The organism is Streptomyces sp. NBC_00019 (genome assembly GCF_045041015.1).
GTDB lineage: Bacteria > Actinomycetota > Actinomycetes > Streptomycetales > Streptomycetaceae > Streptomyces.
On record NZ_CP108302.1, the window covers coordinates 7,394,229 to 7,418,397 of the forward strand.

The following is a 24,169-nucleotide window of genomic DNA, read 5'->3' on the forward strand; positions in this document are numbered from 1 at the left end:
GTTAGGTTGCATCTATGAGCGAGGATGTGCGACTGGTCGCCTGGGTGCGAGGACGTGTCCAAGGTGTGGGTTTCCGCTGGTTCACGCGGGCCAAGGCCCTCGAGCTCGGTGGGTTGAGTGGTTTTGCTCTCAATTTGGGGGACGGACGGGTCCAGGTGGTCGCGGAGGGCCCGAAGGGGCGGTGCGAAGGACTCCTCGACTGGCTCCAGGGCGAGGACACGCCCGGGCGTGTGGACGGTGTCACCGAGATCTGGGACACACCCCGCGGGGGTTACGACGGCTTCGCCATCCGCTGAGCCGGTTCTGTAAAGCGGGCCAGGTGGGACCTGAGGGACATGCCACTGGCACCTGCCCGAAGCAGAAAGGCCCTGGTGGTTGCCAAGAACGGCATTTCCTGGGAGGCTCCGCACTTAAGGATGATCGCTACGCCCTGAGTGCCCCGCAGGAGTCGCTGCGCCGCCGATTCCCGGCCGCGTGCCCCCGGGTTGCCGCCAATACAGGGCGTGATCGTGTTGACCGTCAAACTTTTTGGTGAGACGCTGAATGCACCCCGCGCACCTTAGCTGTTTGGCATGGATGAACGGCAGTACGAACTCAACAGTGCCAAGCATCGCGGGTGCGAATCCCTCACGACCCACACCGCTTCGGTCGGTCACTCAGTGTGGAGGACCATCCATCATGGCAAAGGCGCTTCTCGGTTACGTCGGCGGCTCCGACCCGCGACTCATTGCCGAGATGCGACGGCTCCAGCAGCGTGTACAGGACCTCGAATCCGAGCTCGTACGGATTCAGGCCGAGAACGACGCGCTCGCGGCTGCCGCTTCTCACGACTCGCTTCTCGAGAGCATCGACGCACACCAGGCGGAGCCTGCGCTCACCTGATCACTGCATCGCATCACGACATACGCAGTGGTTGGGCTGCTCGTATCAACCGCTAAGTTGTCAGAGTTTGAGTTTGCAAGGGACGCTTCGGCGTCCCTTCTTTCTTTCCCCCGCGTACACCTTCCCGCTCTCTTTAACGTCTGATGTGCCCTGCACGTTCATTGGTGAAACCGCGGGACACAGCGCGTTCATGGAGTGAGACAACCCCGGAAGGTAGAGTCCAGCGGCGTGCACCTCAAGGCCCTGACCCTCCGCGGGTTCAAGTCGTTCGCCTCGGCGACCACGCTCCGGTTCGAGCCGGGTATCACGTGTGTCGTCGGACCGAACGGCTCGGGCAAGTCCAATGTCGTCGACGCCCTCAGCTGGGTCATGGGCGAGCAGGGTGCCAAGTCGCTGCGCGGCGGCAAGATGGAGGACGTCATCTTCGCCGGCACCACAGGGCGGCCCCCGCTGGGCCGTGCCGAGGTGTCGCTGACCATCGACAACTCCGACGGGGCGCTGCCCATCGAGTACGCCGAGGTCACCATCACGCGGATCATGTTCCGTAACGGCGGCAGCGAGTACCAGATCAACGGCGACACCTGCCGGCTGCTGGACATCCAGGAACTGCTCTCCGACTCCGGCATCGGCCGCGAGATGCATGTCATCGTCGGCCAGGGCCAGCTCGACTCGGTCCTGCATGCGGATCCGATGGGCCGCAGGGCCTTCATCGAAGAGGCCGCGGGTGTGTTGAAGCACCGCAAGCGCAAGGAGAAGGCGCTGCGGAAGCTGGACGCGATGCAGGCCAACCTCGCGCGCGTGCAGGACCTCACGGACGAGCTGCGCAGACAGCTGAAGCCGTTGGGCCGCCAGGCGGCGGTCGCGCGGAGGGCCGCGGTGATCCAGGCCGATCTGCGCGACGCCCGCCTGAGGCTCCTGGCCGACGATCTCGTACGACTGCGCCAGGCGCTCAAGTCCGAGATCGCCGACGAGGCCGCGCTGAAGGAGCGCAAGGAAGCCGCCGAGCAGGAGCTGAAGAAGGCCCTGCAACGGGAGGCTCTCCTGGAGGACGAGGTGCGGCAGCTGACGCCGCGGCTCCAGCGGGCCCAGCAGACCTGGTACGAGCTCTCCCAGCTCGCCGAGCGGGTGCGCGGCACGGTCTCGCTCGCCGACGCGCGCGTGAAGAGCGCGACCTCGGCGCCACCGGAGGAACGGCGTGGCCGTGACCCCGAGGACATGGAGCGCGAGGCCGCCCGGATCCGTGAGCAGGAGGCCGAGCTCGAAGCGGCCCTGGAGGCGGCCGAGCATGCCCTGGAGGACACGGTCACGCACCGTGCCGACCTGGAACGCGAACTCACCCAGGAAGAACGGCGCCTGAAGGACGTGGCCCGCGCCATCGCCGACCGCCGCGAGGGTCTGGCCCGGCTGAACGGGCAGGTCAACGCAGCCCGTTCGCGCGCCGCCTCGGCCCAGGCCGAGATCGACCGGCTGGCCGCCACGCGGGACGAGGCCCAGGAGCGGGCCTTCGCCGCGCAGGAGGAGTACGAGGTGCTCAAGGCGGAGGTCGACGGGCTCGACGCGGGCGACGCCGAACTGGCGGAGCAGCACGACGCGGCGAAGGCGGCGCTGGCCGAGGCGGAGGCCGCGCTGACGGCAGCCCGCGAGGCGGCCACGGCGGTGGAGCGGAAGCGGGCGGCGACACAGGCCCGGCACGAGGCGCTCGCGTTGGGGCTGCGCAGGAAGGACGGGACCGGGATACTGCTGGGCGCGAAGGACCGCCTCACCGGCCTGCTGGGCCCGGCGGCAGAGCTGCTGACGGTGACACCGGGCTACGAGGTGGCGCTGGCGGCGGCTTTCGGAGCTGCGGCGGACGCACTGGCGGTGACATCACCGTCGGCGGCGGCGGACGCGATCCGGTTGCTGCGGAAGCAGGACGGCGGGAGGGCATCGCTCCTGCTGACCGGGGTGCCTGAGGAGCCCCTCAGGGGCGCGGGGCTGTATCAATCTGCGGCTCCGCCGCGGGGCGCGACCAGCCACGAAGAACCCGCAGACGCCACACGACCTCGCGCGGCAGATTTCGTCCGCGGCCCTTCAGATCTCATGCCGGCCGTACGCCGCCTGCTCCACGGCATCGTCGTCGTCGGCACCCTCGAGGACGCCGAGGACCTCGTCTACGGCCACCCCGACCTGACCGCTGTCACCGCCGAAGGTGACCTCCTCGGCGCGCACTTCGCCCACGGCGGCTCCGCAGGCGCCCCCAGCCTCCTCGAAGTACAGGCATCCGTCGACGAGGCAGCAGCCGAGCTGGAAGAACTCGCCGTCCGCTGCGAGGAGTTGAGCGAGGCCCAGCACGAGGCCCAGGAGCGGCGGAAAGAACGTACCGCCCTGGTCGAGGAGCTCAGCGAGCAGCGCCGCGCCGCCGACCGGGAGAAGTCGACCGTGGCCCAGCAGCTCGGTCGGCTGGCCGGACAGGCACGCGGCGCCGCAGGCGAGGCCGAGCGATCCGTCGCCGCCGCCACGAGGGCACAGGAATCGCTCGACAAGGCCCTGCAAGACGTAGAGGAACTCGCCGAACGCCTCGCCGTCGCCGAGGAGATGCCCGTCGAGGAAGAGCCGGACACCTCCGTACGGGACCGGCTCGCCGCCGATGGTGCCAACGCCCGGCAGACGGAGATGGAGGCTCGGCTTCAAGTGCGCACGCACGAGGAGCGGGTCAAGGGCCTCGCCGGCCGCGCCGACTCCCTCGACCGCGCCGCCCGAGCCGAGCGCGACGCACGCGCGCGTGCCGAGCAGCGGCGGGCGCGGCTGCGGCACGAGGCCACGGTCGCCGAGGCCGTCGCGTCCGGTGCGCGGCAACTCCTCGTGCACGTCGAGGTGTCGGTCGGGCGAGCCGAGGAGGAGCGGGCCGCCGCCGAGGCCGCCAAGGCGCGCCGCGAGCAGGAGCTGGCCGCCGCCCGCAACGCCGGCCGGGACCTCAAGGGCGAGCTCGACAAGCTGACCGACTCGGTCCACCGGGGTGAGGTGCTCGGCGCCGAGAAGCGTATGCGGATCGAGCAGTTGGAGACCAAGGCGCTGGAGGAGCTGGGCGTCGAGCCCGCCGGGCTAGTCTCCGAGTACGGGCCCCATCAGCTCGTACCGCCCTCTCCGCCCGCCGAGGGCGAGGAGCTGCCGGATGACCCGGAGCATCCGCGCAACCAGCCGAAGTCCTTCCACCGGGCCGAGCAGGAGAAGCGGCTCAAGGCGGCCGAACGGGGCTATCAGCAGCTCGGGAAGGTGAACCCGCTCGCGCTGGAGGAGTTCTCGGCGCTGGAGGAGCGGCACAAGTTCCTCAGCGAGCAGCTGGAGGACCTGAAGAAGACCCGCGCCGACCTGCTTCAGGTGGTGAAGGAGGTCGACGAGCGCGTCGAGCAGGTCTTCACCGAGGCCTTCCGGGACACCGCCCGGGAGTTCGAGGGTGTCTTCAGCCGGCTGTTCCCGGGCGGTGACGGGCGGCTGATCCTCACCGACCCCGACAACATGCTCACCACCGGCGTCGACGTCGAGGCGCGTCCGCCGGGCAAGAAGGTGAAGCGGCTCAGCCTGCTCTCGGGCGGTGAGCGGTCGCTGACGGCCGTGGCGATGCTGGTGTCGATCTTCAAGGCCCGGCCCAGCCCGTTCTATGTCATGGACGAGGTCGAGGCGGCCCTCGACGACACCAACCTGCAGCGGCTGATCCGCATCATGCAGGAGCTGCAGGAAGCCTCGCAGCTGATCGTCATCACCCACCAGAAGCGCACGATGGAGGTCGCCGACGCGCTGTACGGCGTCTCCATGCAGGGCGACGGTGTGTCGAAGGTCATCTCGCAGCGACTCCGCTAGTCGCGTGGCCTCTACACCTATCGCGACCTGCGTCTTCTGATTGACTTCAAGTCTTGAATGAACCGACACCTCGCGGGTGCGGAAAATTCACAGCAGCCCCCCTGTTGACTTAGAAACTTGAAGGCATAGTCTCTGCGACGTTGCTTTTACCTTCAGGTGGTGGGCGGCGTGAAGCTATGCGCCACTGGAAGGGCTCACCCCCCACCCGGCAGCGCTGCCGGTGGCCCGAGGAGTTTCACTTGACCAGCACAGCGGCACCCAAGTCAGGAGCCAGGTCGGCTCAGCCCGAGCACCTCGGGCATGTCATCTTCATCGCGGCGGCGGCCGCGATGGGAGGCTTCCTCTTCGGCTACGACAGCTCCGTGATCAACGGCGCGGTCGAGGCCATCCGGGATCGCTACGACATCGGCTCCGCAGCGCTGGCCCAGGTCATCGCCATCGCCCTGATCGGATGCGCCATCGGCGCCGCGACCGCCGGCCGGATCGCCGACCGGATCGGCCGCATCCGGTGCATGCAGATCTCGGCCGTCCTCTTCACGGTCAGCGCGGTGGGTTCGGCGCTGCCCTTCGCCCTGTGGGACCTCGCCTTCTGGCGCGTCGTCGGTGGCTTCGCCATCGGTATGGCCTCCGTGATCGGCCCCGCCTACATCGCGGAGGTCGCCCCACCGGCCTACCGCGGTCGCCTCGGTTCCTTCCAGCAGGCCGCGATCGTCATCGGCATCGCCATCTCGCAGCTGGTCAACTGGGGCCTGCTGAACGCGGCCGGCGGTGACCAGCGCGGCAAGCTGATGGGCATCGAGGCCTGGCAGGTCATGCTCGGCGTCATGGTGATCCCGGCCGTCCTCTACGGCCTGCTCTCCTTCGCGATCCCCGAGTCCCCGCGCTTCCTGATCTCCGTCGGCAAGCACGAGCGTGCCCGCGGGATCCTCAAGGAGGTCGAGGGCGACAACATCGATCTGGACGCCCGCGTCACCGAGATCGAGCACGCCATGAACAGTGAGCACAAGTCCACGTTCAAGGACCTGCTCGGCGGCGGCTTCTTCTTCAAGCCGATCGTCTGGGTCGGTATCGGCCTCTCGGTCTTCCAGCAGTTCGTCGGCATCAACGTCGCGTTCTACTACTCCTCGACCCTGTGGCAGTCGGTCGGTGTCGACCCGACGGAGTCGTTCTTCTACTCGTTCACCACGTCGATCATCAACATCGTCGGCACCGTGATCGCCATGATCTTCGTGGACCGCGTCGGCCGTAAGCCGCTGGCCCTCATCGGCTCGGTCGGCATGGTGATCGGTCTCGGCCTGGAGGCCTGGGCCTTCTCCTTCGACCTGGTCGACGGCAAGCTGCCGGCCGCGCAAGGCTGGACCGCCCTGATCGCCGCCCACATCTTCGTCCTCTTCTTCGCCCTGTCCTGGGGTGTGGTGGTCTGGGTCTTCCTCGGCGAGATGTTCCCGAACAGGATCCGCGCCGCCGCCCTGGGTGTGGCCGCCTCCGCGCAGTGGATCGCCAACTGGGCCATCACCGCGAGCTTCCCGTCGCTGGCGGACTGGAACCTCTCCCTGACCTATGTGATCTACACGGTCTTCGCCGCGCTCTCCATCCCGTTCGTCCTCAAGTTCGTGAAGGAGACGAAGGGCAAGGCGCTGGAGGAGATGGGCTGAACGGCCCGCACGAACTCGGGGAGAAGGGCCCAACCCCGCTGCCCCTCTCCCCGTGACCCCTCACCGCCGCCCCGGCTCGGCCACTGCCCGAGCCGGGGCGGCTCCTTGTCACCAGATGAGGACGCCGGCCCCCAGCTCCTGGGCGCGCCGGGCGGTCGCCTCGATGTTGTCCAGCCGGCGCTCGATCTGGCTCCGGTGCTCGGCGAGCTCCCGGGGGCGCCATGTGGTGGTGGCGATGCGTTCGAGGTTCGCCCGCAGCAGCGTGACCTCGCCCAGGAAGTCCACCACTTCGTGCGCCTCGACGTACAGGTCGCGCTCGGCCAGCACGGGCAGGAACCGGGCGCCCAGCGAACGCGCCGTGTCGGAGCCCCAGACCGACTGGCGCCAGCTCTCGAAGCCGGCCGAGTCGTCGCAGCCCTCCGGGACGTCGAGGACCCGGAACTGGCCGTTCGTGTCTCGCACGAACACATCCACGCACAGACTCATGGGACCAGTGGATCACCGCACCAGAGACCCGCGCAGGTCAATTCCCCAGCGCGGGCAGTACCTCCTCCGCGAACAGCCGCAGGCTCCGCCACCCCTCCTCCAACGGCATGCCGCCCGCCAGCGGATGCAGTACGAGGTTGTCGAGGCCCTGTGCCACGCACTCGGCCGGAGTCAGGATCCGGTACACGCCCTCGGCGCGCAGCTCGTCCACGCTCGTGGCCCCCGACTTCACGGCTGACCGGATGTCCCCGGACTGCCAGGAGGCGTACGTCCGGGCCTCGTGCAGGAAGCAGGAGCCGTACGTGTCCCACGCCCGGTCCGGGTCCTCGGCGATGTGCAGCAGCGGTGTCTCAGCGGCGGGCATCATGGTCCAGCCCTCGGTGCCGTACTCGACGAGCCGCTCCTTGTAGTACGCCTCCAGCTCCGGCAGATGCGCGCTGGGGAAGAACGGCAGGCCCAGGCGGGCGGCCCGGCGTGCGGCGGCCCGGGAGGAGCCGCCGACCAGGAGCAGGGGGTGCGGGTCGGTGCAGGGGCGCGGGGTGACACGTACCGTACGGCCTCGGTACTCGAACTCCTCGCCGGTCCAGGCCTTGAGCAGCGTCTCCAGCAGTTCGTCCTGGAGCTTGCCGCGCCGCTTCCAGTCCACGTCGAACTGGGCGTACTCCTCGGGCCGGTAGCCGATTCCCGCGACCGTCACCAGGCGGCCGCCGCTCAACAGATCCAGTACGGCGATCTCCTCGGCCAGCCGCAACGGGTCGTGCAGCGGGCCGATGATCGCCGAGACCGTGACCGCGATACGCCCGCCCGTCTCCCGACCACCGCCCCTCAACGAGGCGCTGCGAGCCGCTGAATTTCCTTGAGTCGCGCCGAAGACGGCGCCCGCGAAAGCGAACGGCGAGGGCAGCCAGTTGTTGGCGACGCCGTGGTGCTCCTCGGTCTGCACGGTGGTGATCCCGTGCTCGTCGGCGTACGCGGCCATCTCCAGGGCGGCCTGGTAGCGGGCGCGGAGGGAGGCGGGGGTGGCGCCGGGTTCGACGAGGTTGAAGCGTACGACCGTGACGGGCATGGGTTCCCCCTCGATGCACTGGGCGGTGGAGGGGGACGCTAGCTGACGATGCGTCAGATGGCCATGGTCGCGGGCTCCTCGGTCGGGGCCGCCTTCTCACCGACCGCCGGCTTCGGGAGCACCGCGTACAGCATGCCCGAGACCACGATCGTCGCGACCCACCCGAGGCCGTACTCGCCGATCGGGTTGTTCGAGGCCAGCGGCCCGGTGAACCAGTCGGACGTGGTGAACAGGAGCCCGGTGCCGAGACCGGTCGCCCAGGCCGCGACCGCCGCCGGGCCGAAGCCGCCCCGGTACCAGTACGCGCTCGTGCGGCCCGTGTCGAGGAGGGCCTCGGCGTCGTACTCCGTACGGCGCAGCATGTCGACGCCGAAGACGCCGAGCCGGGCAGAGAAGGCCACCGCGAGCAGCGAGAGGAAGGTGACGAAGGGGCCCATGAAGCCGGTCGCGGCGAGCATCAGGACGCTGCCGAAGACCAGTGAGATCACCGCGTTGACCGAGACCGCCCAGTGGCGCGGGACCTTGAAGCCGAGCGTCTGTGCGGTGAAGCCCGCCGAGTACATGGACATCGAGTTGATCAGCAGGGTGCCGATCAGGGCCATCAGCAGATAGGGCACCGCGAGCCACAGCGGGAGGATCTCGCCGAGGAAGGACACGGGGTCCGGGGCGGAGGCCAGGTCAGGGGTGGCCGAGGCCATCACCACGCCCATCAGGACCATCGGCAGCACGACGATCCCGGCGCCGCCCACCGTGTTGCGCACGATCGCCGCCGAGGACGTCGAGGCCGGCAGATAGCGCGTGAAGTCGGGAGCGGAGGGCACCCAGCTGATCCCGCCCGCCGCGATCAGACCCACGCCCGCGATCATCGCCGACGTCGGTCCCGCGCTCTGCCCGAAGACCCTGCTCCAGTCCGTCTCCACGACCAGATGGCCGAGGACGAGGACGGAGAAGCCCCCGAAGAGACAGGTCGCCCACTTGTTGCACTTCCGCACGGCGTTGATGCCCATGCCGGAGATCGCGAACGTCGTGATCACGAAGAGCAGGAGAGTGGCGACCACGAGCGGGGTGCTGCTCTTGATGTCGAACAGGATGTCGAGGACGGTCAGCAGTGCGTAGGCGCCGGTCACCGCGTTGATCGTCTCCCAGCCCCAGCGGGCGATCCAGATCAGCGATCCCGGCAGCAGATTCCCGCGCTGCCCGAACGCCGCCCGGGACAGGGCCATGCCGGGGGCGCCGCCGCGCTTGCCGGCGATTCCGGCGAGACCGACCAGGCCGTACGAGACGATCGGCGCCGCGACGCCGACCACCAGGGCCTGCCAGAAGTTGAGTCCGTAGCCGACGGACAGGGTCGCTCCCATGGTCAGGAGCAGGACGCTGATGTTGGCGGCGACCCAGGTGGGGAACAGCTCCCGGGGGCGGGCGGTGCGCTCGGCGTCCGGGACCGGTTCGATGCCCCGGGTCTCGAGGCCGTGGTTCTCCAGGGCCTTCTCGAGGGCGCCATCGTGGGGAGCGGTGGTGCTCATGGGACGCCATCGTACTTTGGTCTGATTAATCCTCTACGGGACCCTTTGTCCTTTGGTGGAAAGTGCAGGCTGGGTCCGGCAGGGGCCCATGACTGATACTGGACAGGTTATGGAAACCGTCATCCTTGCTGTAGTCATCGCCGTGGTCGTGCTCGGTGTGCTCGGCGGGCTCGTCGTCGGCAGCCGACGTAAGAAGCCGCTGCCCCCGCCGCCTCCCGCAGCGCCCGACATCACCGCCCCTCCGGCCGAGCCGCACGTCGGCGACGAGGCCGAGACGCCCCGCGACGAACCGCGCCGGACGATAGAGGAGGTGGATCTCCCGGACGGCTCGGCCCCGGTCGCCGTCGAGGAGCCGCCGGCTCTTGAAGTCCCCGAGATCGAGGTCCCCGAGCCCACGGCCGGACGGCTCGTCCGCCTGCGCGCGCGCCTCTCCCGCTCCCAGAACGCGCTCGGCAAGGGGCTGCTCACGCTCCTGTCGCGCGAGCACCTCGACGAGGACACCTGGGAGGAGATCGAGGACATCCTCCTCACCGCCGACGTCGGCGTCGCCCCCACCCAGGAACTGGTCGAGGGCCTGCGCGAGCGCGTGAAGGTGCTCGGCACCCGAACCCCCGAGGAGCTGCGCGGCCTGCTGCGCGAGGAGCTCCTCAAGCTGCTCGGCACCGACTTCGACCGCACGGTCAGGACCGAGCCCGAGACCAGCAAGCCCGGCATCGTGATGGTCGTCGGTGTCAACGGCACCGGCAAGACCACCACCACCGGCAAGCTCGCCCGGGTCCTGGTCGCCGACGGCCGCAGCGTGGTCCTCGGCGCCGCCGACACCTTCCGTGCCGCCGCCGCCGACCAGCTCCAGACCTGGGGCGACCGGGTCGGCGCCCACACCGTCCGGGGCCCCGAGGGCGGTGACCCCGCCTCCATCGCCTTCGACGCGGTGAAGGAGGGCAAGCAGATCGGCGCGGACGTCGTGCTGATCGACACCGCCGGGCGCCTCCACACCAAGACCGGGCTCATGGACGAGCTCGGCAAGGTCAAGCGGGTCGTGGAGAAGCAGGCGCCGCTCGACGAGGTGCTGCTGGTGCTGGACGCCACGACCGGGCAGAACGGCCTCGTGCAGGCCCGTGTCTTCGCCGAGGTCGTCGACATCACCGGCATCGTGCTGACCAAGCTGGACGGCACGGCCAAGGGCGGCATCGTGATCGCGGTCCAGCGGGAGCTGGGCGTGCCGGTGAAGCTGGTGGGTCTTGGTGAGGGTGCGGACGACCTGGCGCCCTTCGAGCCGGAAGCGTTCGTGGATGCACTTATCGGTGAGTAGAACTCACCCGCTGTCGGTGGGGAGAATGCCTCCACATGAAGAAGTGCCCGCCCCCAAGGTGCAGTTGGGGTCGGGCACTTCGCCGTGTACGCCTGCTCGTACGGCTACGCCCGCGACCGGTGCGCCACGTAAGCCAGCGTCCCCAGCAGTAGCCTCGCCGCTGGCGGTTTCGTCGCCGAGTCCAGCGCGGGGGAGCGCAGCCAGTCGACCGGGCCCAGGCCGGCGCGGTCCGAGGGCGGGGCCGTGATGTGGGTGCCGGAGCCCAGGCCGCGCAGGTCCAGGGAGGTCGGGTCGTCCCAGCCCATGCGGTAGAGGAGCTCGGGGAGTTCGGCGGCGGCGCCGGGGGCGACGAAGAACTGGGCGCGGCCCTCGGGGGTCGCCGTCACCGGGCCGAGGGGGAGGCCCATGCGCTCCAGGCGGACCAGGGCGCGGCGGCCGGCGGGTTCCGCCACCTCGATCACGTCGAAGGCCCTGCCGACCGGCAGCATCACCGAGGCGCCCGGGAACTCGGCCCAGGCACCGGTCACTTCGTCCAGCGTCGCCCCGGCGGGCACCTCAGGGGCGAAGTCCAGCGGGTGCGCGCCCGGTGCCCGGCAGTCCGCCCGGCCGCACGAGCAGGCGCCCGCGGCGGCCCGGGCGCCCGGGACGACGTCCCAGCCCCAGAGCCCGGTGAACTCGGCCACGGCGGTGCACTCCGACGAGCGGCCGCGGCGACGCGAGGAGGACCGGATGTCGCGGATCCCCCGACTGCTGCCGATCGTGAAGCCCATGCCCCCTCCAACGGGTCCGCCGCACCGGTGGTTACGAGACATGCACGGAAAGTGATCTGAGCGGTGCCCCCGAACGTCCCCTCGGCGCCCGGATGTGCCCCGGGTGGTGTGCCCGGCCTCGCGCGCCCCTGAGTGCACCGTTCCGCCCACTCCCGGCTGTCCTATGTCAAGTGAATCGCGTGCGGGCGACCGTGAGTTCATTCGAAGGGGTGGCGAATGGTGGCGTTTCCGGGATCGCCATGGCTGGAGGGGTGATCGTAGGATTACTTTGAGTGCACGAGTCCTGGGGGCACATGCACTTGTGGGTATGCCGGAGGCAAGTCGGCATCCCGTTCGAAGGGTGAGAAGTACCGGACGGGCGGCCGTATTTACCGGCATTCTGATAGGGCTTGGCGCACTCAGCGACAAGTGGTCTCAGGGATGGGGGCGTTCCAGTGAGCGGCAACGGCGAAAGTGGAACGGGCGCCGGCAGCGCGGCGAACGGCGACAAGCGCCCCAATGAGCTGCTCACCTCGTGGTTCGTGCGCAGCGGCTGGTCGAAGGGCGAACTCGCCCGCCAAGTCAACCGCCGGGCCCGCCAGTTGGGCGCCAACCACATCTCCACCGACACCTCGCGCGTCCGCCGCTGGCTGGACGGCGAGAATCCCCGTGAACCGATCCCCAGGATCCTGTCGGAGCTGTTCTCCGAGCGGTTCGGCTGTGTCGTCTCGGTCGAGGATCTCGGCCTGCGCGCCGCCCGCCAGTCACCGTCCGTGTCCGGGGTGGACCTGCCCTGGACGGGCCCGCAGACCGTGGCCCTGCTCAGCGAGTTCTCGCGCAGCGACCTGATGCTGGCGCGGCGCGGCTTCCTCGGGACCTCGCTGGCCCTGTCCGCGGGCCCGTCCCTCATCGAGCCCATGCAGCGCTGGCTCGTGCCCTCCCCGTCCGCCTCGCACCACGAGCCCGAGTCGGCGGCCGCGGCCCGCCGGGTCGGCCGGCTCTCCCAGCCCGAGCTGGACCTCCTCGAGTCCACCACCGTGATGTTCCGGCAGTGGGACGCCCAGTGCGGCGGCGGTCTGCGCCGCAAGGCGGTCGTCGGCCAGCTGCACGAGGTCACGGACCTCCTCCAGGAACCCCAGCCCGACACCACCACCCGCAAGCTGTTCAAGGTCGCCGCCGAACTGGCGGAGCTCGCGGGCTGGATGTCGTACGACGTCGGGCTCCAGCCCACCGCGCAGAAGTACTTCGTCCTGGCCCTGCACGCAGCCAAGGAGGCCGGCGACAAGCCGCTGGGCTCGTACGTCCTGTCCAGCATGAGCCGCCAGATGATCCACCTCGGCCGGCCCGACGACGCCCTGGAGCTGATCCACCTCGCGCAGTACGGCAGCCGGGACTGCGCGAGCCCGCGCACCCAGTCGATGCTGTATGCGATGGAGGCCCGCGCCTACGCCAACATGGGACAGCCCGGCAAGTGCAAGCGCGCCGTGCGGATGGCCGAGGACACCTTCGCAGACTCCGACGAATGGGACGAGCCGGACCCCGACTGGATCCGCTTCTTCTCCGAGGCCGAGCTGTACGGCGAGAACTCCCACTCCTACCGTGACCTGGCCTATGTCGCCGGCCGCAGCCCCACGTACGCCTCCCTGGCCGAGCCCCTGATGCAGCGGGCCGTGGACCTCTTCGCCAAGGACGCCGAGCACCAGCGGTCGTACGCACTCAACCTGATCGGCATGGCCACCGTGCACCTGCTCCAGCGCGAGCCCGAGCGCAGCGCGGTGCTGGCCGAGGAGTCGATGCATATCGCCAAGAAGGTCCGCTCCGAGCGGGTCAACACTCGTATCCGAAAGACGGTGGACACGGCCGTACGCGATTTCGGTGATCTCGCCGAGGTTGTGGATCTCACCGAGAAGCTCGGCATCGAGCTTCCGGAGACGGCCGAAGCGGTCTGAATTCCTTGAGTCCCGGCCGCGGCCGGCCCTCCCGAACTGCCCGACTCGGCTCCCCCATGCCAGGTCCTCGGAAGGCCGACCGCGGCCGGTTTCTTGCCTTCACCGAAGGTTGCGCCACGATAACGATCCTTCCGGCGAACATCCGGCAGTTCATCGAGGCGTAACACGTAAGGCGCCTTCGTCACGGCGGCGAAACAACGAGGGGCTTCCAACGAAACCGCGCTGCGCCAATCTCATGGCGCATAACCGGCCCACCCCTCAATCCGCTCAGGCTTCGCCCGCACGGGGCCGTACCAACGACGAGGAGACGCCGATGGCACCAGCCATCACGATGGCGGCAGACGTAGAGCTGTCGCCCGCCAACACGGGCTTCATGCTCATCTGTTCCGCCCTGGTGCTGCTCATGACCCCGGGTCTTGCCTTCTTCTACGGAGGCATGGTCCGCGTCAAGAGCACCCTGAACATGCTGATGATGAGCTTCATCAGCATGGGGATCATCACCATCCTGTGGGTGTTGTACGGCTTCTCCGTCGCCTTCGGCGCCGACAAGGGCAGCCTCGTCGGCTGGACGTCGGACTTCGTCGGGCTCAGCGGGATCGACAAGGGTGACCTCTGGCTCCCGTACAACATCCCGGTCCTGGCCTTCATGGTCTTCCAGCTGATGTTCGCGATCATCACGCCTGCCCTGATAAGCGGTGCGCTGGCCGATCGTGTCAAGTTCTCCGCCTGGGCGCTGTTCATCGCGCTGTGGGCCACGATCGTGTACTTCCCCGTCGCCCACTGGGTCTGGGGCACCGGCGGCTGGGCCTTCGAGCTGGGCGTGATCGACTTCGCCGGTGGTACGGCGGTCCACATCAACGCCGGTGCCGCGGCGCTCGGCGTGATCCTGGTCATCGGCAAGCGCGTCGGGTTCAAGAAGGACCCGATGCGCCCGCACAGCCTCCCGCTGGTCATGCTCGGCGCCGGTCTGCTGTGGTTCGGCTGGTTCGGCTTCAACGCCGGTTCGTGGCTCGGCAACGATGACGGTGTCGGCACGCTGATGTTCGTCAACACGCAGGTCGCCACCGCCGCCGCCATGCTGGCCTGGCTCATCTACGAGAAGATCCGCCACGGCGCGTTCACCACGCTGGGCGCCGCCTCCGGCGCGGTCGCCGGTCTGGTCGCCATCACCCCGTCCGGTGGTGCGGTCACCCCGATCGGCGCGATCGCGGTCGGTGCCATCGCCGGTGTCCTGTGCGCCATGGCAGTCGGCCTGAAGTACAAGTTCGGCTACGACGACTCGCTCGACGTCGTCGGTGTCCACCTCGTCGGCGGTGTCGTCGGCTCGGTCCTGATCGGCTTCTTCGCCAGTGGCAAGGGCCAGTCGGACGTGGCCGGTGTCTTCTACGGCGACCACAAGTTCGACCAGCTGTGGAAGCAGCTCGCCGGTGTCGGCGGCGTCCTCGCCTACTCCCTGATCGCCTCCGCGATCCTCGCCTTCCTCCTCGACAAGACCATCGGCATGCGGGTCACCGAGGACGAAGAGGTCGCCGGTATCGACCAGGCAGAGCACGCCGAGACCGCATACGACTTCAGCGGTGCCGGTGGCGGTTCCGCCAAGGCCGCGGCCGCTCCGGCCGCCGCAGGAGCGGGCAAGAAGGTGGACGCATGAAGCTCATCACCGCAGTCGTCAAGCCCCACCGGCTCGACGAGATCAAGGAAGCCCTCCAGGCCTTCGGAGTGCACGGCCTGACGGTCACCGAGGCGAGCGGTTACGGTCGTCAGCGGGGCCACACCGAGGTCTACCGCGGTGCCGAGTACACCGTCGACCTGGTCCCCAAGATCCGCATCGAGGTCCTCGCCGAGGACGACGACGCCGAGCAGCTGATCGACGTCATCGTCAAGGCCGCCCGCACCGGCAAGATCGGTGACGGCAAGGTCTGGTCCCTTCCGGTCGAGACGGCCGTACGGGTCCGGACCGGCGAGCGCGGACCCGACGCGCTCTGACAGAAGAAGATTTAGGAGCTGCTGGGTGTCGAGTACGGACGTGCGTAAAGAAGCAGAAGACTCGGGACCCAGCGGCTACGCGGCGGCCCGGCTGCGCCTCCTCACCGAGGGGGCGCAGTCCGGGCCGCCGCGCCGTTCGGCCCTCGCCGAACTGACGGACGACTGGCTGTCGGGGCTCTTCGACACGGGCGCCGAGGCACTGCGCGGGGTCTCCCTGGTCGCGGTCGGCGGCTACGGCCGTGGCGAGCTGTCCCCGCGCAGCGACCTGGACCTGCTCCTGCTGCACGACGGCAGCGACTCCGGCGCGGTCGCGACCCTGGCCGACCGTCTCTGGTACCCGGTCTGGGACCTGGGCCTCGCCCTCGACCACTCCGTGCGGACGCCTGCCGAAGCCCGCAAGACGGCCGCGGAGGATCTGAAAGTCCAACTCGGTCTCCTGGACGCCCGTCACCTCGCCGGTGATCTGGGCCTGACCGCCGGACTGCGCACCGCCGTCCTCGCCGACTGGCGCAACCAGGCGCCCAAGCGCCTCCCCGAGCTCCAGGAACTGTGCGCCGAGCGCGCCGAGCGCCAGGGCGAGCTCCAGTACCTGCTGGAGCCGGACCTGAAGGAAGCCCGCGGCGGACTGCGGGACGCCACCGCCCTGCGCGCGGTCGCCGCCTCCTGGCTGGCCGACGCCCCGCGCGAGGGCCTCGACGACGCCCGGCGCCGGCTGCTCGACGTACGCGACGCCCTGCACCTCACCACCGGGCGCGCGACCGACCGGCTCGCGCTCCAGGAACAGGACCAGGTCGCCGCCGAGCTCGGACTGCTCGACGCGGACACGCTGCTGCGGCAGGTGTACGAGGCGGCGCGGGTCATCTCGTACGCCAGTGATGTCACCTGGCGCGAAGTGGGGCGCGTGCTGCGTTCGCGGGCCGTACGGCCGCGGCTGCGCGCCATGCTGGGCGGTGGCAAGCCGGTGGCGGACAGGTCGCCGCTGGCGGAGGGCGTGGTCGAGCAGGACGGCGAGGTGGTGCTCGCCCGCGCCGCGCGTCCCGAGCGCGACCCCGTGCTCCCGCTGCGGGCCGCCGCGGCCGCCGCGCAGGCGGGCCTGCCGTTGTCGTTGCACGCCGTACGGCGCATGGCGGCCAATGTGCGCCCCCTGCCCACGCCCTGGCCCGCCGAGGCGCGCGAACAGCTCGTGACCCTGCTCGGCTCCGGCGCCCCGACGATCGACGTCTGGGAGGCGCTGGAGGCCGAGGGGCTGATCACACGTCTGCTCCCCGACTGGGAGCGGGTGCGCTGCCGGCCGCAGCGCAACGCGGTGCACATCTGGACGGTCGACCGGCACCTCATCGAGACCGCGGTGCGGGCCTCGGAGTTCACCCGGCGCGTCCACCGTCCCGACCTGCTGCTCGTCGCCGCGCTGCTGCACGACATCGGCAAGGGGTGGCCCGGCGACCACTCCGTGGCCGGCGAGATCATCGCGCGCGACGTGGCGAGCCGGATCGGCTTCGACCGCGAGGACGTGGCGGTGCTCGCGTCCCTCGTACGTCATCACCTGCTGCTCGTGGACACGGCCACCCGGCGTGACCTGGAGGACCCGGCGACGGTCCGTTCGGTCGCCGAGGCGGTCCGTTCGCAGGGCACCCTCGAACTGCTGCACGCCCTGACGGAGGCCGACGCGCTGGCCACCGGGCCGGCCGCCTGGTCGTCCTGGCGGGGCTCGCTCGTCGCCGACCTGGTCAAGCGGGTCTCGGCCGTGCTCGCCGGCGACGACCTGGACGAACCCGAGGCCGCCGCGCCCACCGCCGAACAGGAGCGGCTCGCCATCGAGGCGATCGCGACGGGCAGCCCGGTGCTGTCGCTGCGCGCGCAGACCGAGCCGCCGGCTCTCGTGGAGGGACAGCCGGCCGGCGATCCCGAGCCGCTCGGTGTGGAGCTGCTGATCGCCGTACCCGACCGGGCAGGCGTGCTGCCCGCGGTGGCCGGCGTGCTCGCCATGCACCGCCTGACCGTCCGCACGGCCGAGCTGCGCGCCCTGGACCTGCCGGACGGCGTCGACGGCTCGGTGCTGCTGCTGAACTGGCGGGTGGCGGCGGAGTACGGCTCCCTGCCGCAGGCGGCGCGACTGCGCGCGGATCTTGTGCGGGCGCTGGACGGTTCGCTGGACATCGCCGGGCGACTGGCCGAGCGGGACGCCGCGTATCCACGCAGGCGCGGTGTGATCGCGCCCGCGGCACGGGTGACTGTCCATCCGGCCGCGTCCCGGCTGGCCACGGTGATCGAGGTACGCGCGCAGGACGCACCGGGGCTGCTGTTCCGGATCGGACGGGCGCTGGAGGAGGCGGGGGTGCGGATGCGCAGCGCGCATGTGTCCACGTTGGGCGCCAACGCCGTCGACGCGTTCTATGTCACGGGGGCCGAGGGGGCGCCGCTACCGGGGGAGGAGGCGTCGAGCGTGGCGCGGAAGCTGGAGGAGACGCTGCGGGCGTGAGCTGGCGGCCATGGTGCGCGACAGCAGGGTGTGTTCCCCGCTGACGTGGGGGTGATCCGGCACGCCTCCGCGAGGCCGGCATGCGTGCGATCCGCTCCGCGCCGGCGCGGCGCTTTCCGTCCCCGTCCGCTCAACCCAGCGGGCGGGGACGATTTGCTTGCCGGGCCGGATACCCTGGAGGGCAGTCCAAACGCCCCCGACTCCGAGGACCGACGCCGCCGTGTTCGATACCCTCTCCGACCGCCTCAGCGCGACTTTCAAGAATCTCCGCGGCAAGGGCAGGTTGTCCGAGGCGGACATCGACGCCACGGCCCGCGAGATTCGCATCGCCCTCCTCGAAGCGGACGTGGCTCTGCCCGTCGTCCGGACGTTCATCAAGAACGTGAAGGAGCGCGCGCTCGGCTCCGATGTCTCCAAGGCGCTGAACCCGGCCCAGCAGGTTCTGAAGATCGTCAACGACGAACTCGTCACGATCCTCGGCGGTGAGACCCGGCGACTGCGCTTCTCCAAGCAGCCGCCCACCGTGATCATGCTCGCGGGTCTGCAGGGTGCCGGTAAGACCACCCTCGCCGGCAAGCTCGGCCACTGGCTGAAGGAGCAGGGCCACTCGCCGCTCCTCGTCGCCGCCGACCTCCAGCGTCCCAACGCCGTGAACCAGCTCAGCGTCGTCGCCGAGCGCGCGGGCGTGGCCGTCTTCGCGCCGGAGCCCGGCAACGGAGTCGGTGACCCGGTCAAGGTCGCCAAGGACTCCATCGAGCACGCCAAGTCCAAGGTCCACGACATCGTGATCGTGGACACCGCCGGCCGCCTCGGCATCGACCAGGAGATGATGCAGCAGGCGGCGGACATCAGGGACGCCGTTTCGCCCGACGAGATCCTCTTCGTCGTCGACGCGATGATCGGCCAGGACGCGGTCAACACCGCCGAGTCCTTCCGCGACGGCGTCGGCTTCGACGGCGTGGTGCTCTCCAAGCTCGACGGTGACGCCCGCGGTGGTGCGGCCCTGTCGATCCGGCAGATCACCGGCAAGCCGATCATGTTCGCGTCGAACGGCGAGAAGCTCGACGACTTCGACGCCTTCCACCCTGACCGGATGGCCTCCCGCATCCTCGACATGGGTGACCTGCTCACCCTGATCGAGCAGGCGGAGAAGACGTTCAGTCAGGAAGAGGCCGAGAAGATGGCCTCCAAGCTGGCGTCCAAGAAGGGCCAGGACTTCACCCTGGACGACTTCCTGGCCCAGATGGAACAGGTCAGGAAGATGGGCAGCATCTCCAAGCTGCTCGGCATGCTCCCGGGCATGGGCCAGATCAAGGACCAGATCAACAACCTGGACGAGCGGGACGTCGACCGCACGGCCGCGATCATCAAGTCGATGACCCCCGCCGAGCGCCAGGACGCGACGATCATCAACGGCTCCCGTCGCGCCCGTATCGCCAAGGGCTCCGGCGTCGAGGTCAGTGCCGTCAAGAACCTGGTCGAGCGGTTCTTCGAGGCCCGCAAGATGATGTCCCGCATGGCCCAGGGCGGCGGCATGCCGGGGATGCCCGGGATGCCGGGCATGGGTGGCGGCCCCGGTCGCGCCAAGAAGCAGCCGAAGCAGGCCAAGGGCAAGCAGCGCTCCGGCAACCCGATGAAGCGCAAGCAGCAGGAGGCCGAGGAGGCCGCGCGCAAGGCCGCGGGCGCCCAGGGTGGCAACGCCTTCGGTGTGCCGGGCCAGCAGGCCCCGCAGGACTTCGAGCTGCCGGACGAGTTCAAGAAGTTCATGGGCTGACGATTCGTTCCGTACGCCGCTGGGGGCGCCCTCCGTCGTGGAGGGCGCCCCCAGCGACGTAGGCGCACATGCCCGTGTCGCTTTCCTGTCGTAACGTCCGGATATGACCAACCCTGCGCCGTCGCGGAAATCCCCCGACCAGCCCTGGCGTACCGAGGGCACCCCGCAGGAGCCGCCGAAGCCGCAGCCCGGCGGGCGGAAGCCGCGCGGGGGCTGGTGGAGCCTGCTCCTCACCGCGCTGATCGTGTTCCTGATCGCCAACCTCGTGCTGTCGTACTTCAATGACGGCGACGAGCCGACGATCTCGTACACCGAGTTCAGCAAGCAGGTCGACGACGGCAACGTCAGCAAGATCTACGCCAAGGGCGACGCGATCCAGGGCCAGCTCAAGAAGAAGCAGGACGACCCCGACGGCGACGGCACCTACACCAAGTTCAAGACCGAGCGGCCGACCTTCGCGGACGACCAGCTCTGGGAGGACCTGACCAAGCACGACGTCACCGTCACCGCGGAGCCGGTCGTCCAGCAGCGCAGCTTCCTGTCCAACCTGCTGATCTCGCTGGCCCCGATGCTGCTCCTGGTCGTGCTGTGGATCTTCATCGCGCGGCGGATGAGCGCGGGGATGGGCGGCGCCGGCGGGATGCTCGGGCGCAAGGCCCCGCCCAAGCCGGTCGAGCTGGAGTCGGGGGAGAAGCGCACGACGTTCCAGGACGTGGCGGGCATCGATGAGGTCGAGGGTGAGCTCAACGACGTCGTCGACTTCCTGAAGAACCCGGACGCCTATCGGAAGATGGGCGCCAAGATGCCGCGCGGTGTCCTGCTCGCGGGTCCGCCCGGTACCGGGAAGACACTGCTCGCGCGCGCCGTCGCCGGCGAGGCGGGTGTGCCCTTCTTCTCGGCCTCCGCGTCCGAGTTCATCGAGATGATCGTGGGCGTCGGCGCTTCACGCGTGCGTGAACTGTTCGCCGAGGCGCGCAAGGTGGCTCCGTCGATCATCTTCATCGACGAGATCGACACCATCGGCCGGGCCCGCGGCGCCGGCTCGGGCATGGGCGGCCACGACGAGCGCGAGCAGACCCTCAACCAGATCCTCACCGAGATGGACGGCTTCTCCGGCTCGGAGGGCGTCATCGTCATCGCGGCGACCAACCGGGCCGACGTCCTGGACCCGGCTCTGACCCGTCCCGGCCGCTTCGACCGGGTGGTCATGGTCTCGCCCCCGGACCGGGGCGGCCGGGAGGCGATCCTGGAGATCCACACCCGCGAGATCCCGCTCGCCGACGGCGTCGACCTGGCCCAGGTCGCCCGTACGACCCCGGGCATGACCGGCGCCGAACTGGCCAACCTGGCGAACGAGGCGGCGTTGCTGGCGGTGAAGCGCAAGCAGGAGCGGGTCACACAGACCGACCTGTCGGAGGCGCTGGAGAAGGTCCAACTGGGCGCCGAACGCCCGCTGGTGATGCCCGAGGAGGAGCGCCGCCGCACCGCCTACCACGAGAGCGGACACGCGCTCCTCGGCATGCTGCAGCCGGGCGCCGACCCCGTCCGCAAGATCACCATCGTGCCGCGCGGGCGGGCCCTCGGCGTGACGCTGTCGACCCCGGACGCGGACCGGTACGCGTACACCGAGGAGTACCTGCGCGGCCGCATCATCGGCGCACTCGGTGGCATGGCCGCTGAGCGCGTCGTCTACGACGCCATCACCACCGGTGCGGAGAACGACCTCGAACAGGTCACCAACATCGCGCGCGGCATGGTCGCACGGTGGGGGATGAGCGAGCGCGTGGGCCGGCTGTCCGCGCTGCCCAGTGACGCCCAGCAGGCCTACGGTCTCTCGGCGGCCCCGCAGACCCTGGACGTCATCGAGCACGAGATGCGCCGGATCGTGGACGACTGCTACGAGGAGGCCTGCCGCAAACTCCGCGACCACCGCGACCAGTTGGACGCCCTCGCCCAGGCCCTGCTGGCGAACGAGACGCTGGAGGAGGCGGACGCGTACCGGATCGCGGGGATCACACGGCTGACCAAGGACGATGGCTAGGCGCGCTGCTCTGTCCCGTTCAGGCCGATCCCGCGTGGGTGTTCAGGGCACGCGCGCGATCAGGTACCGGAACACGTTCGGCATCCACACCGTCCCGTCCCGGCGCTGGTACGGGTGGAGGGCCTCCTTGACCTCCTTGTCGACCTGGGCCTGGTCCGTCGCGGAGATCGCCGCGTCGAAGAGGCCCGTGGAGAGCAGGCCCCGCAGCGCGCTGTCCACGTCGGCGTACCCGAAGGGGCAGGCGACCCGGCCGGAGCCGTCCGGCTTGAGGCCCGCCCGCTGGGCCACCTCCTCCAGGTCGTCACGAAGGGCGGGGCGCCAACTGCCCGTGCTGCGCAGCGGATCCGCCAGCTTGGTGGCCACCCGCAGCACGGACGACGTCGCGCAACGCTCCGGCGGACCCCAGCCGGCGAGCACCACGGGCGCCCCCCGCTCGACGAGCGGCGCCGCCGCGGCGAGCAGCCCGGCGAGCCCCTCCGAGTCGCCCGCGAGACACCCGATGGGCTCGAAAGCGGTCACCAGGGAGTACGCGGGCGTCTCCGCGTCGGCCGCGTCCCGAGGGTGACCGTCGACGATCCGGGTCTCCGCACGCGTACGCGTGCCCCACGCCTCGGGCAGCAGCCGCTCCCGGGCCAGCGCCAGTCGTTCGGAGGCCGAGGAGTCGACACCGGTGACCGCGGCCCCTCTTGATGCCGCCATCAGCAGGGCGAGTCCGCTGCCGCAGCCGAGGCCCAGCACCCGGGTGCCGGTGCCCACTTCGAGTCGCTCGTAGACGGCCTCGTAGAGCGGAACCAGCATCCGCTCCTGGATCTCGGACCAGTCACGCGCGCGTGCACACCGGTCCACACGGGGCTCCTCTCCCGTATGAGTCAGGTGCTGCCGCACGAGCGTAGGTGTCATCGAAAGCGCCCCAATCCGCCGAGAGTTGCTGCTGTGCCCGATTCCCTAGCCCCCGTGACGTGCGCTCGCTCTCCCCCCGTATGCCAGATAACTCCGCACTCGGGCGCGCGTCCAGGGTCTGTGGGGCCCGGCTTGTGGGTTCGCTGTGCACCCGGCGAGATTTCACATCCCGGCAACCTGGAGCCGTAGCATGGTCATCCGTCTGTACGGGTACGGGCTGTGGGAGCCGGCGCAGGCGGAGATGGTTGCCGGTGATCAACCAGTGGGCGAACGTGGTCCGTTGGGAACGGATCCAGGCCGCCGTCATGGCGATCAAGGGCGACGAGGCGGTTCTGGCCAAGGTCCGCGAGCCCGGCGGTCGGAGCGTGCCGGGACGGATCGGGATCGGGCCCGTGACCTGGAGAGCGGCACGGCGATGCCGGCCGGGATCGCGGTGATCGTACGGTGTCTGGTCGCCGCGGGCGGGTCGGTTGGCGACGGGGACAAGGCGCCCGGTAACGTCGCGGTCGTCGCGCGCGCTGATTGAGGTAGCGCCCTTCCGGCGGGAGAGCGACCGAAACGCCTCTTGCGCATCCGCGGACCACAGTCGCCCCGGCGCGCGGACACCGTCTACGTGGCGGGTCGTATATCAGCCTACGTACCGGCTTAGTACGAGCTGTGAGGCTTCTCCGCAGATCAGCGCACCCGCCCTCGTCAGGACGCATCAGCGGCAACTGACGGGTACGTGCAAATTATTTGGGATGCCCCGGAATCGGAACACTGGAGCACTCCGGCTCGTTGTCATTACGTGAGCACGACACAGACACCACCTGTTCTCGCCGCCGAGCTGGCGCAGGCGTGGGCCGACATTCAGCGGTACCACCCCGAGCTGCCCGATCTCGCCGCGCCAGAGTCCCTGATCGGAGAGTCGTCGTCCGCGTGCGGACACGAGCTCTCCTTCGAGCGACTGCTCCACGAGGCAGTCCATGGGATCGCCGCCTCCCGCGGCGTCCGTGACACCTCCCGCGCCGGCCGCTACCACAACCGCAGATTCCTCGCGATCGCCGAGGAGCTGGGCCTGGACCATCCCGAGGAGCCGCACCCCAGCAGTGGCTTCTCACTGGTCACGCTCAACCCCGAGGCCAAGCGCCGCTACCGCCCGACCATCGAGCGGCTCCAGCGCGCCCTGAAGGCCCACACGGCGGCCACCTCGGCCGACACGGCCCGCTCCTTCCGCGGCCCGGCCGCCCGGCACGGCTCGTCCGGCGGCGGCGTACGCGTCAAGGCGGTCTGCGACTGCGGTCGCAATGTGCGCGTCGTCCCGTCGGTCCTGGCGCAGGCGCCGATCGTCTGCGGAGGGTGCGGCAAGCCGTTCCGGATTCCCGAGGTACTCGGGGCCGCGTAGTCGCGGCCGGTGGAGTACCGGCATCTCGTGGGTGCCGGAACGACGCCTGAGGGGCACCCTGCACTGCCGGGTGCCCCTCAGGCGTGCCCCGCCGCGGGCTCCGTCCGACGCGACCCGCCGGGTATGGCACAATGGCTAGCTGTACT

17 protein-coding genes are annotated in these 24,169 nt (G+C 69.9%); 12 read left to right on the plus strand and 5 right to left on the minus strand.

Annotated elements, in window-relative coordinates; all coding sequences use genetic code 11:
• Nucleotides 1-14 precede the first annotated feature (14 nt).
• From OHU89_RS35005 to OHU89_RS35020, 4 genes are all read left to right on the plus strand, one after another.
• Nucleotides 15-296, plus strand: coding sequence for an acylphosphatase (locus OHU89_RS35005; protein WP_266887551.1), 282 nt, complete (start codon nucleotides 15-17; stop codon nucleotides 294-296).
• A gap of 382 nt (nucleotides 297-678) precedes the next feature.
• Complete coding sequence (locus tag OHU89_RS35010) at nucleotides 679-882, plus strand: hypothetical protein (RefSeq protein ID WP_037649730.1); 204 nt, start codon at nucleotides 679-681, stop codon at nucleotides 880-882.
• 228 nt (nucleotides 883-1,110) lie between these two features.
• Nucleotides 1,111-4,719 (plus strand): chromosome segregation protein SMC, encoded by a 3,609-nt coding sequence (gene smc / locus OHU89_RS35015; RefSeq protein ID WP_405648950.1) that lies wholly within the window; start codon nucleotides 1,111-1,113, stop codon nucleotides 4,717-4,719.
• 239 nt (nucleotides 4,720-4,958) lie between these two features.
• The gene (locus tag OHU89_RS35020) at nucleotides 4,959-6,374 is read left to right on the plus strand and encodes a sugar porter family MFS transporter (RefSeq protein ID WP_266887546.1); all 1,416 of its coding nucleotides are present in this window, start codon (nucleotides 4,959-4,961) and stop codon (nucleotides 6,372-6,374) included.
• A 108-nt stretch (nucleotides 6,375-6,482) separates the two neighbouring features.
• On the opposite strand, the gene OHU89_RS35025 is transcribed toward OHU89_RS35020, so the two are convergent.
• From OHU89_RS35025 to OHU89_RS35035, 3 genes are read right to left on the minus strand one after another with little or no spacing between them, the layout of a single operon-like run.
• A complete protein-coding gene (locus OHU89_RS35025) occupies nucleotides 6,483-6,860 on the minus strand; it encodes a hypothetical protein (RefSeq protein ID WP_405648951.1) in 378 nt (125 codons plus the stop codon).
• A 37-nt stretch (nucleotides 6,861-6,897) separates the two neighbouring features.
• The gene (locus tag OHU89_RS35030) at nucleotides 6,898-7,926 is read right to left on the minus strand and encodes an LLM class flavin-dependent oxidoreductase (RefSeq protein WP_405648953.1); all 1,029 of its coding nucleotides are present in this window, start codon (nucleotides 7,924-7,926) and stop codon (nucleotides 6,898-6,900) included.
• Between the two features lie 53 nt (nucleotides 7,927-7,979).
• A complete protein-coding gene (locus OHU89_RS35035) occupies nucleotides 7,980-9,449 on the minus strand; it encodes a purine-cytosine permease family protein (protein ID WP_405648954.1) in 1,470 nt (489 codons plus the stop codon).
• 109 nt (nucleotides 9,450-9,558) lie between these two features.
• On the opposite strand from OHU89_RS35035, the gene ftsY reads away from it, so the two are divergent.
• Nucleotides 9,559-10,761, plus strand: a complete 1,203-nt coding sequence (ftsY, locus tag OHU89_RS35040) for a signal recognition particle-docking protein FtsY (protein WP_365402678.1) — start codon at nucleotides 9,559-9,561, stop codon at nucleotides 10,759-10,761.
• A gap of 104 nt (nucleotides 10,762-10,865) precedes the next feature.
• Here ftsY and OHU89_RS35045 read toward each other — a convergent pair whose 3' ends face one another.
• The gene (locus OHU89_RS35045) at nucleotides 10,866-11,531 is read right to left on the minus strand and encodes a bifunctional DNA primase/polymerase (RefSeq protein WP_405648956.1); all 666 of its coding nucleotides are present in this window, start codon (nucleotides 11,529-11,531) and stop codon (nucleotides 10,866-10,868) included.
• Between the two features lie 434 nt (nucleotides 11,532-11,965).
• Here OHU89_RS35045 and OHU89_RS35050 point away from each other — a divergent pair, with 434 nt between their 5' ends.
• From OHU89_RS35050 to ftsH, 6 genes are all read left to right on the plus strand, one after another.
• Nucleotides 11,966-13,459 (plus strand): hypothetical protein, encoded by a 1,494-nt coding sequence (locus tag OHU89_RS35050; RefSeq protein WP_405648957.1) that lies wholly within the window; start codon nucleotides 11,966-11,968, stop codon nucleotides 13,457-13,459.
• A 313-nt stretch (nucleotides 13,460-13,772) separates the two neighbouring features.
• Nucleotides 13,773-15,110: an ammonium transporter gene (locus OHU89_RS35055; protein ID WP_266887531.1), complete on the plus strand. Its 1,338-nt coding sequence runs from the start codon at nucleotides 13,773-13,775 to the stop codon at nucleotides 15,108-15,110.
• Nucleotides 15,107-15,445 (plus strand): P-II family nitrogen regulator, encoded by a 339-nt coding sequence (locus OHU89_RS35060; protein ID WP_003997576.1) that lies wholly within the window; start codon nucleotides 15,107-15,109, stop codon nucleotides 15,443-15,445. Before OHU89_RS35055 ends, OHU89_RS35060 begins: the two co-directional genes overlap by 4 nt.
• Before the next feature lie 25 nt (nucleotides 15,446-15,470).
• Nucleotides 15,471-17,924, plus strand: coding sequence for a [protein-PII] uridylyltransferase (locus tag OHU89_RS35065; protein WP_405648959.1), 2,454 nt, complete (start codon nucleotides 15,471-15,473; stop codon nucleotides 17,922-17,924).
• A 220-nt stretch (nucleotides 17,925-18,144) separates the two neighbouring features.
• A complete protein-coding gene (ffh, locus tag OHU89_RS35070; protein WP_266887527.1) occupies nucleotides 18,145-19,698 on the plus strand; it encodes a signal recognition particle protein in 1,554 nt (517 codons plus the stop codon).
• A gap of 103 nt (nucleotides 19,699-19,801) precedes the next feature.
• Complete coding sequence (gene ftsH, locus OHU89_RS35075; protein ID WP_405648960.1) at nucleotides 19,802-21,739, plus strand: ATP-dependent zinc metalloprotease FtsH; 1,938 nt, start codon at nucleotides 19,802-19,804, stop codon at nucleotides 21,737-21,739.
• A 42-nt stretch (nucleotides 21,740-21,781) separates the two neighbouring features.
• Here the strand turns inward: ftsH and OHU89_RS35080 are convergent, their stop codons facing one another.
• Nucleotides 21,782-22,639 carry an SAM-dependent methyltransferase gene (locus tag OHU89_RS35080; protein WP_405648961.1) on the minus strand — a complete coding sequence of 286 codons (858 nt, stop codon included), beginning with the start codon at nucleotides 22,637-22,639 and terminating at the stop codon, nucleotides 21,782-21,784.
• Nucleotides 22,640-23,426: 787 nt separating this feature from the next.
• On the opposite strand from OHU89_RS35080, the gene OHU89_RS35085 reads away from it, so the two are divergent.
• Entirely contained in the window at nucleotides 23,427-24,023 is a 597-nt protein-coding gene (locus OHU89_RS35085) for a hypothetical protein (RefSeq protein WP_046258840.1), read from the plus strand.
• The last annotated feature ends 146 nt before the right edge of the window (nucleotides 24,024-24,169 follow it).

Coding starts and splice junctions, on each gene's coding strand:
- OHU89_RS35005 (WP_266887551.1), top strand. CDS start 15: ATGAGCGAGGATGTGCGACTGGTCGCCTGGGTGCGAGGACGTGTCCAA.
- OHU89_RS35010 (WP_037649730.1), top strand. CDS start 679: ATGGCAAAGGCGCTTCTCGGTTACGTCGGCGGCTCCGACCCGCGACTC.
- OHU89_RS35025 (WP_405648951.1), bottom strand. CDS start 6,860: ATGAGTCTGTGCGTGGATGTGTTCGTGCGAGACACGAACGGCCAGTTC.
- OHU89_RS35030 (WP_405648953.1), bottom strand. CDS start 7,926: ATGCCCGTCACGGTCGTACGCTTCAACCTCGTCGAACCCGGCGCCACC.
- OHU89_RS35035 (WP_405648954.1), bottom strand. CDS start 9,449: ATGAGCACCACCGCTCCCCACGATGGCGCCCTCGAGAAGGCCCTGGAG.
- ftsY (WP_365402678.1), top strand. CDS start 9,559: ATGGAAACCGTCATCCTTGCTGTAGTCATCGCCGTGGTCGTGCTCGGT.
- OHU89_RS35045 (WP_405648956.1), bottom strand. CDS start 11,531: ATGGGCTTCACGATCGGCAGCAGTCGGGGGATCCGCGACATCCGGTCC.
- OHU89_RS35055 (WP_266887531.1), top strand. CDS start 13,773: ATGGCACCAGCCATCACGATGGCGGCAGACGTAGAGCTGTCGCCCGCC.
- OHU89_RS35060 (WP_003997576.1), top strand. CDS start 15,107: ATGAAGCTCATCACCGCAGTCGTCAAGCCCCACCGGCTCGACGAGATC.
- ftsH (WP_405648960.1), top strand. CDS start 19,802: ATGACCAACCCTGCGCCGTCGCGGAAATCCCCCGACCAGCCCTGGCGT.
- OHU89_RS35080 (WP_405648961.1), bottom strand. CDS start 22,639: ATGACACCTACGCTCGTGCGGCAGCACCTGACTCATACGGGAGAGGAG.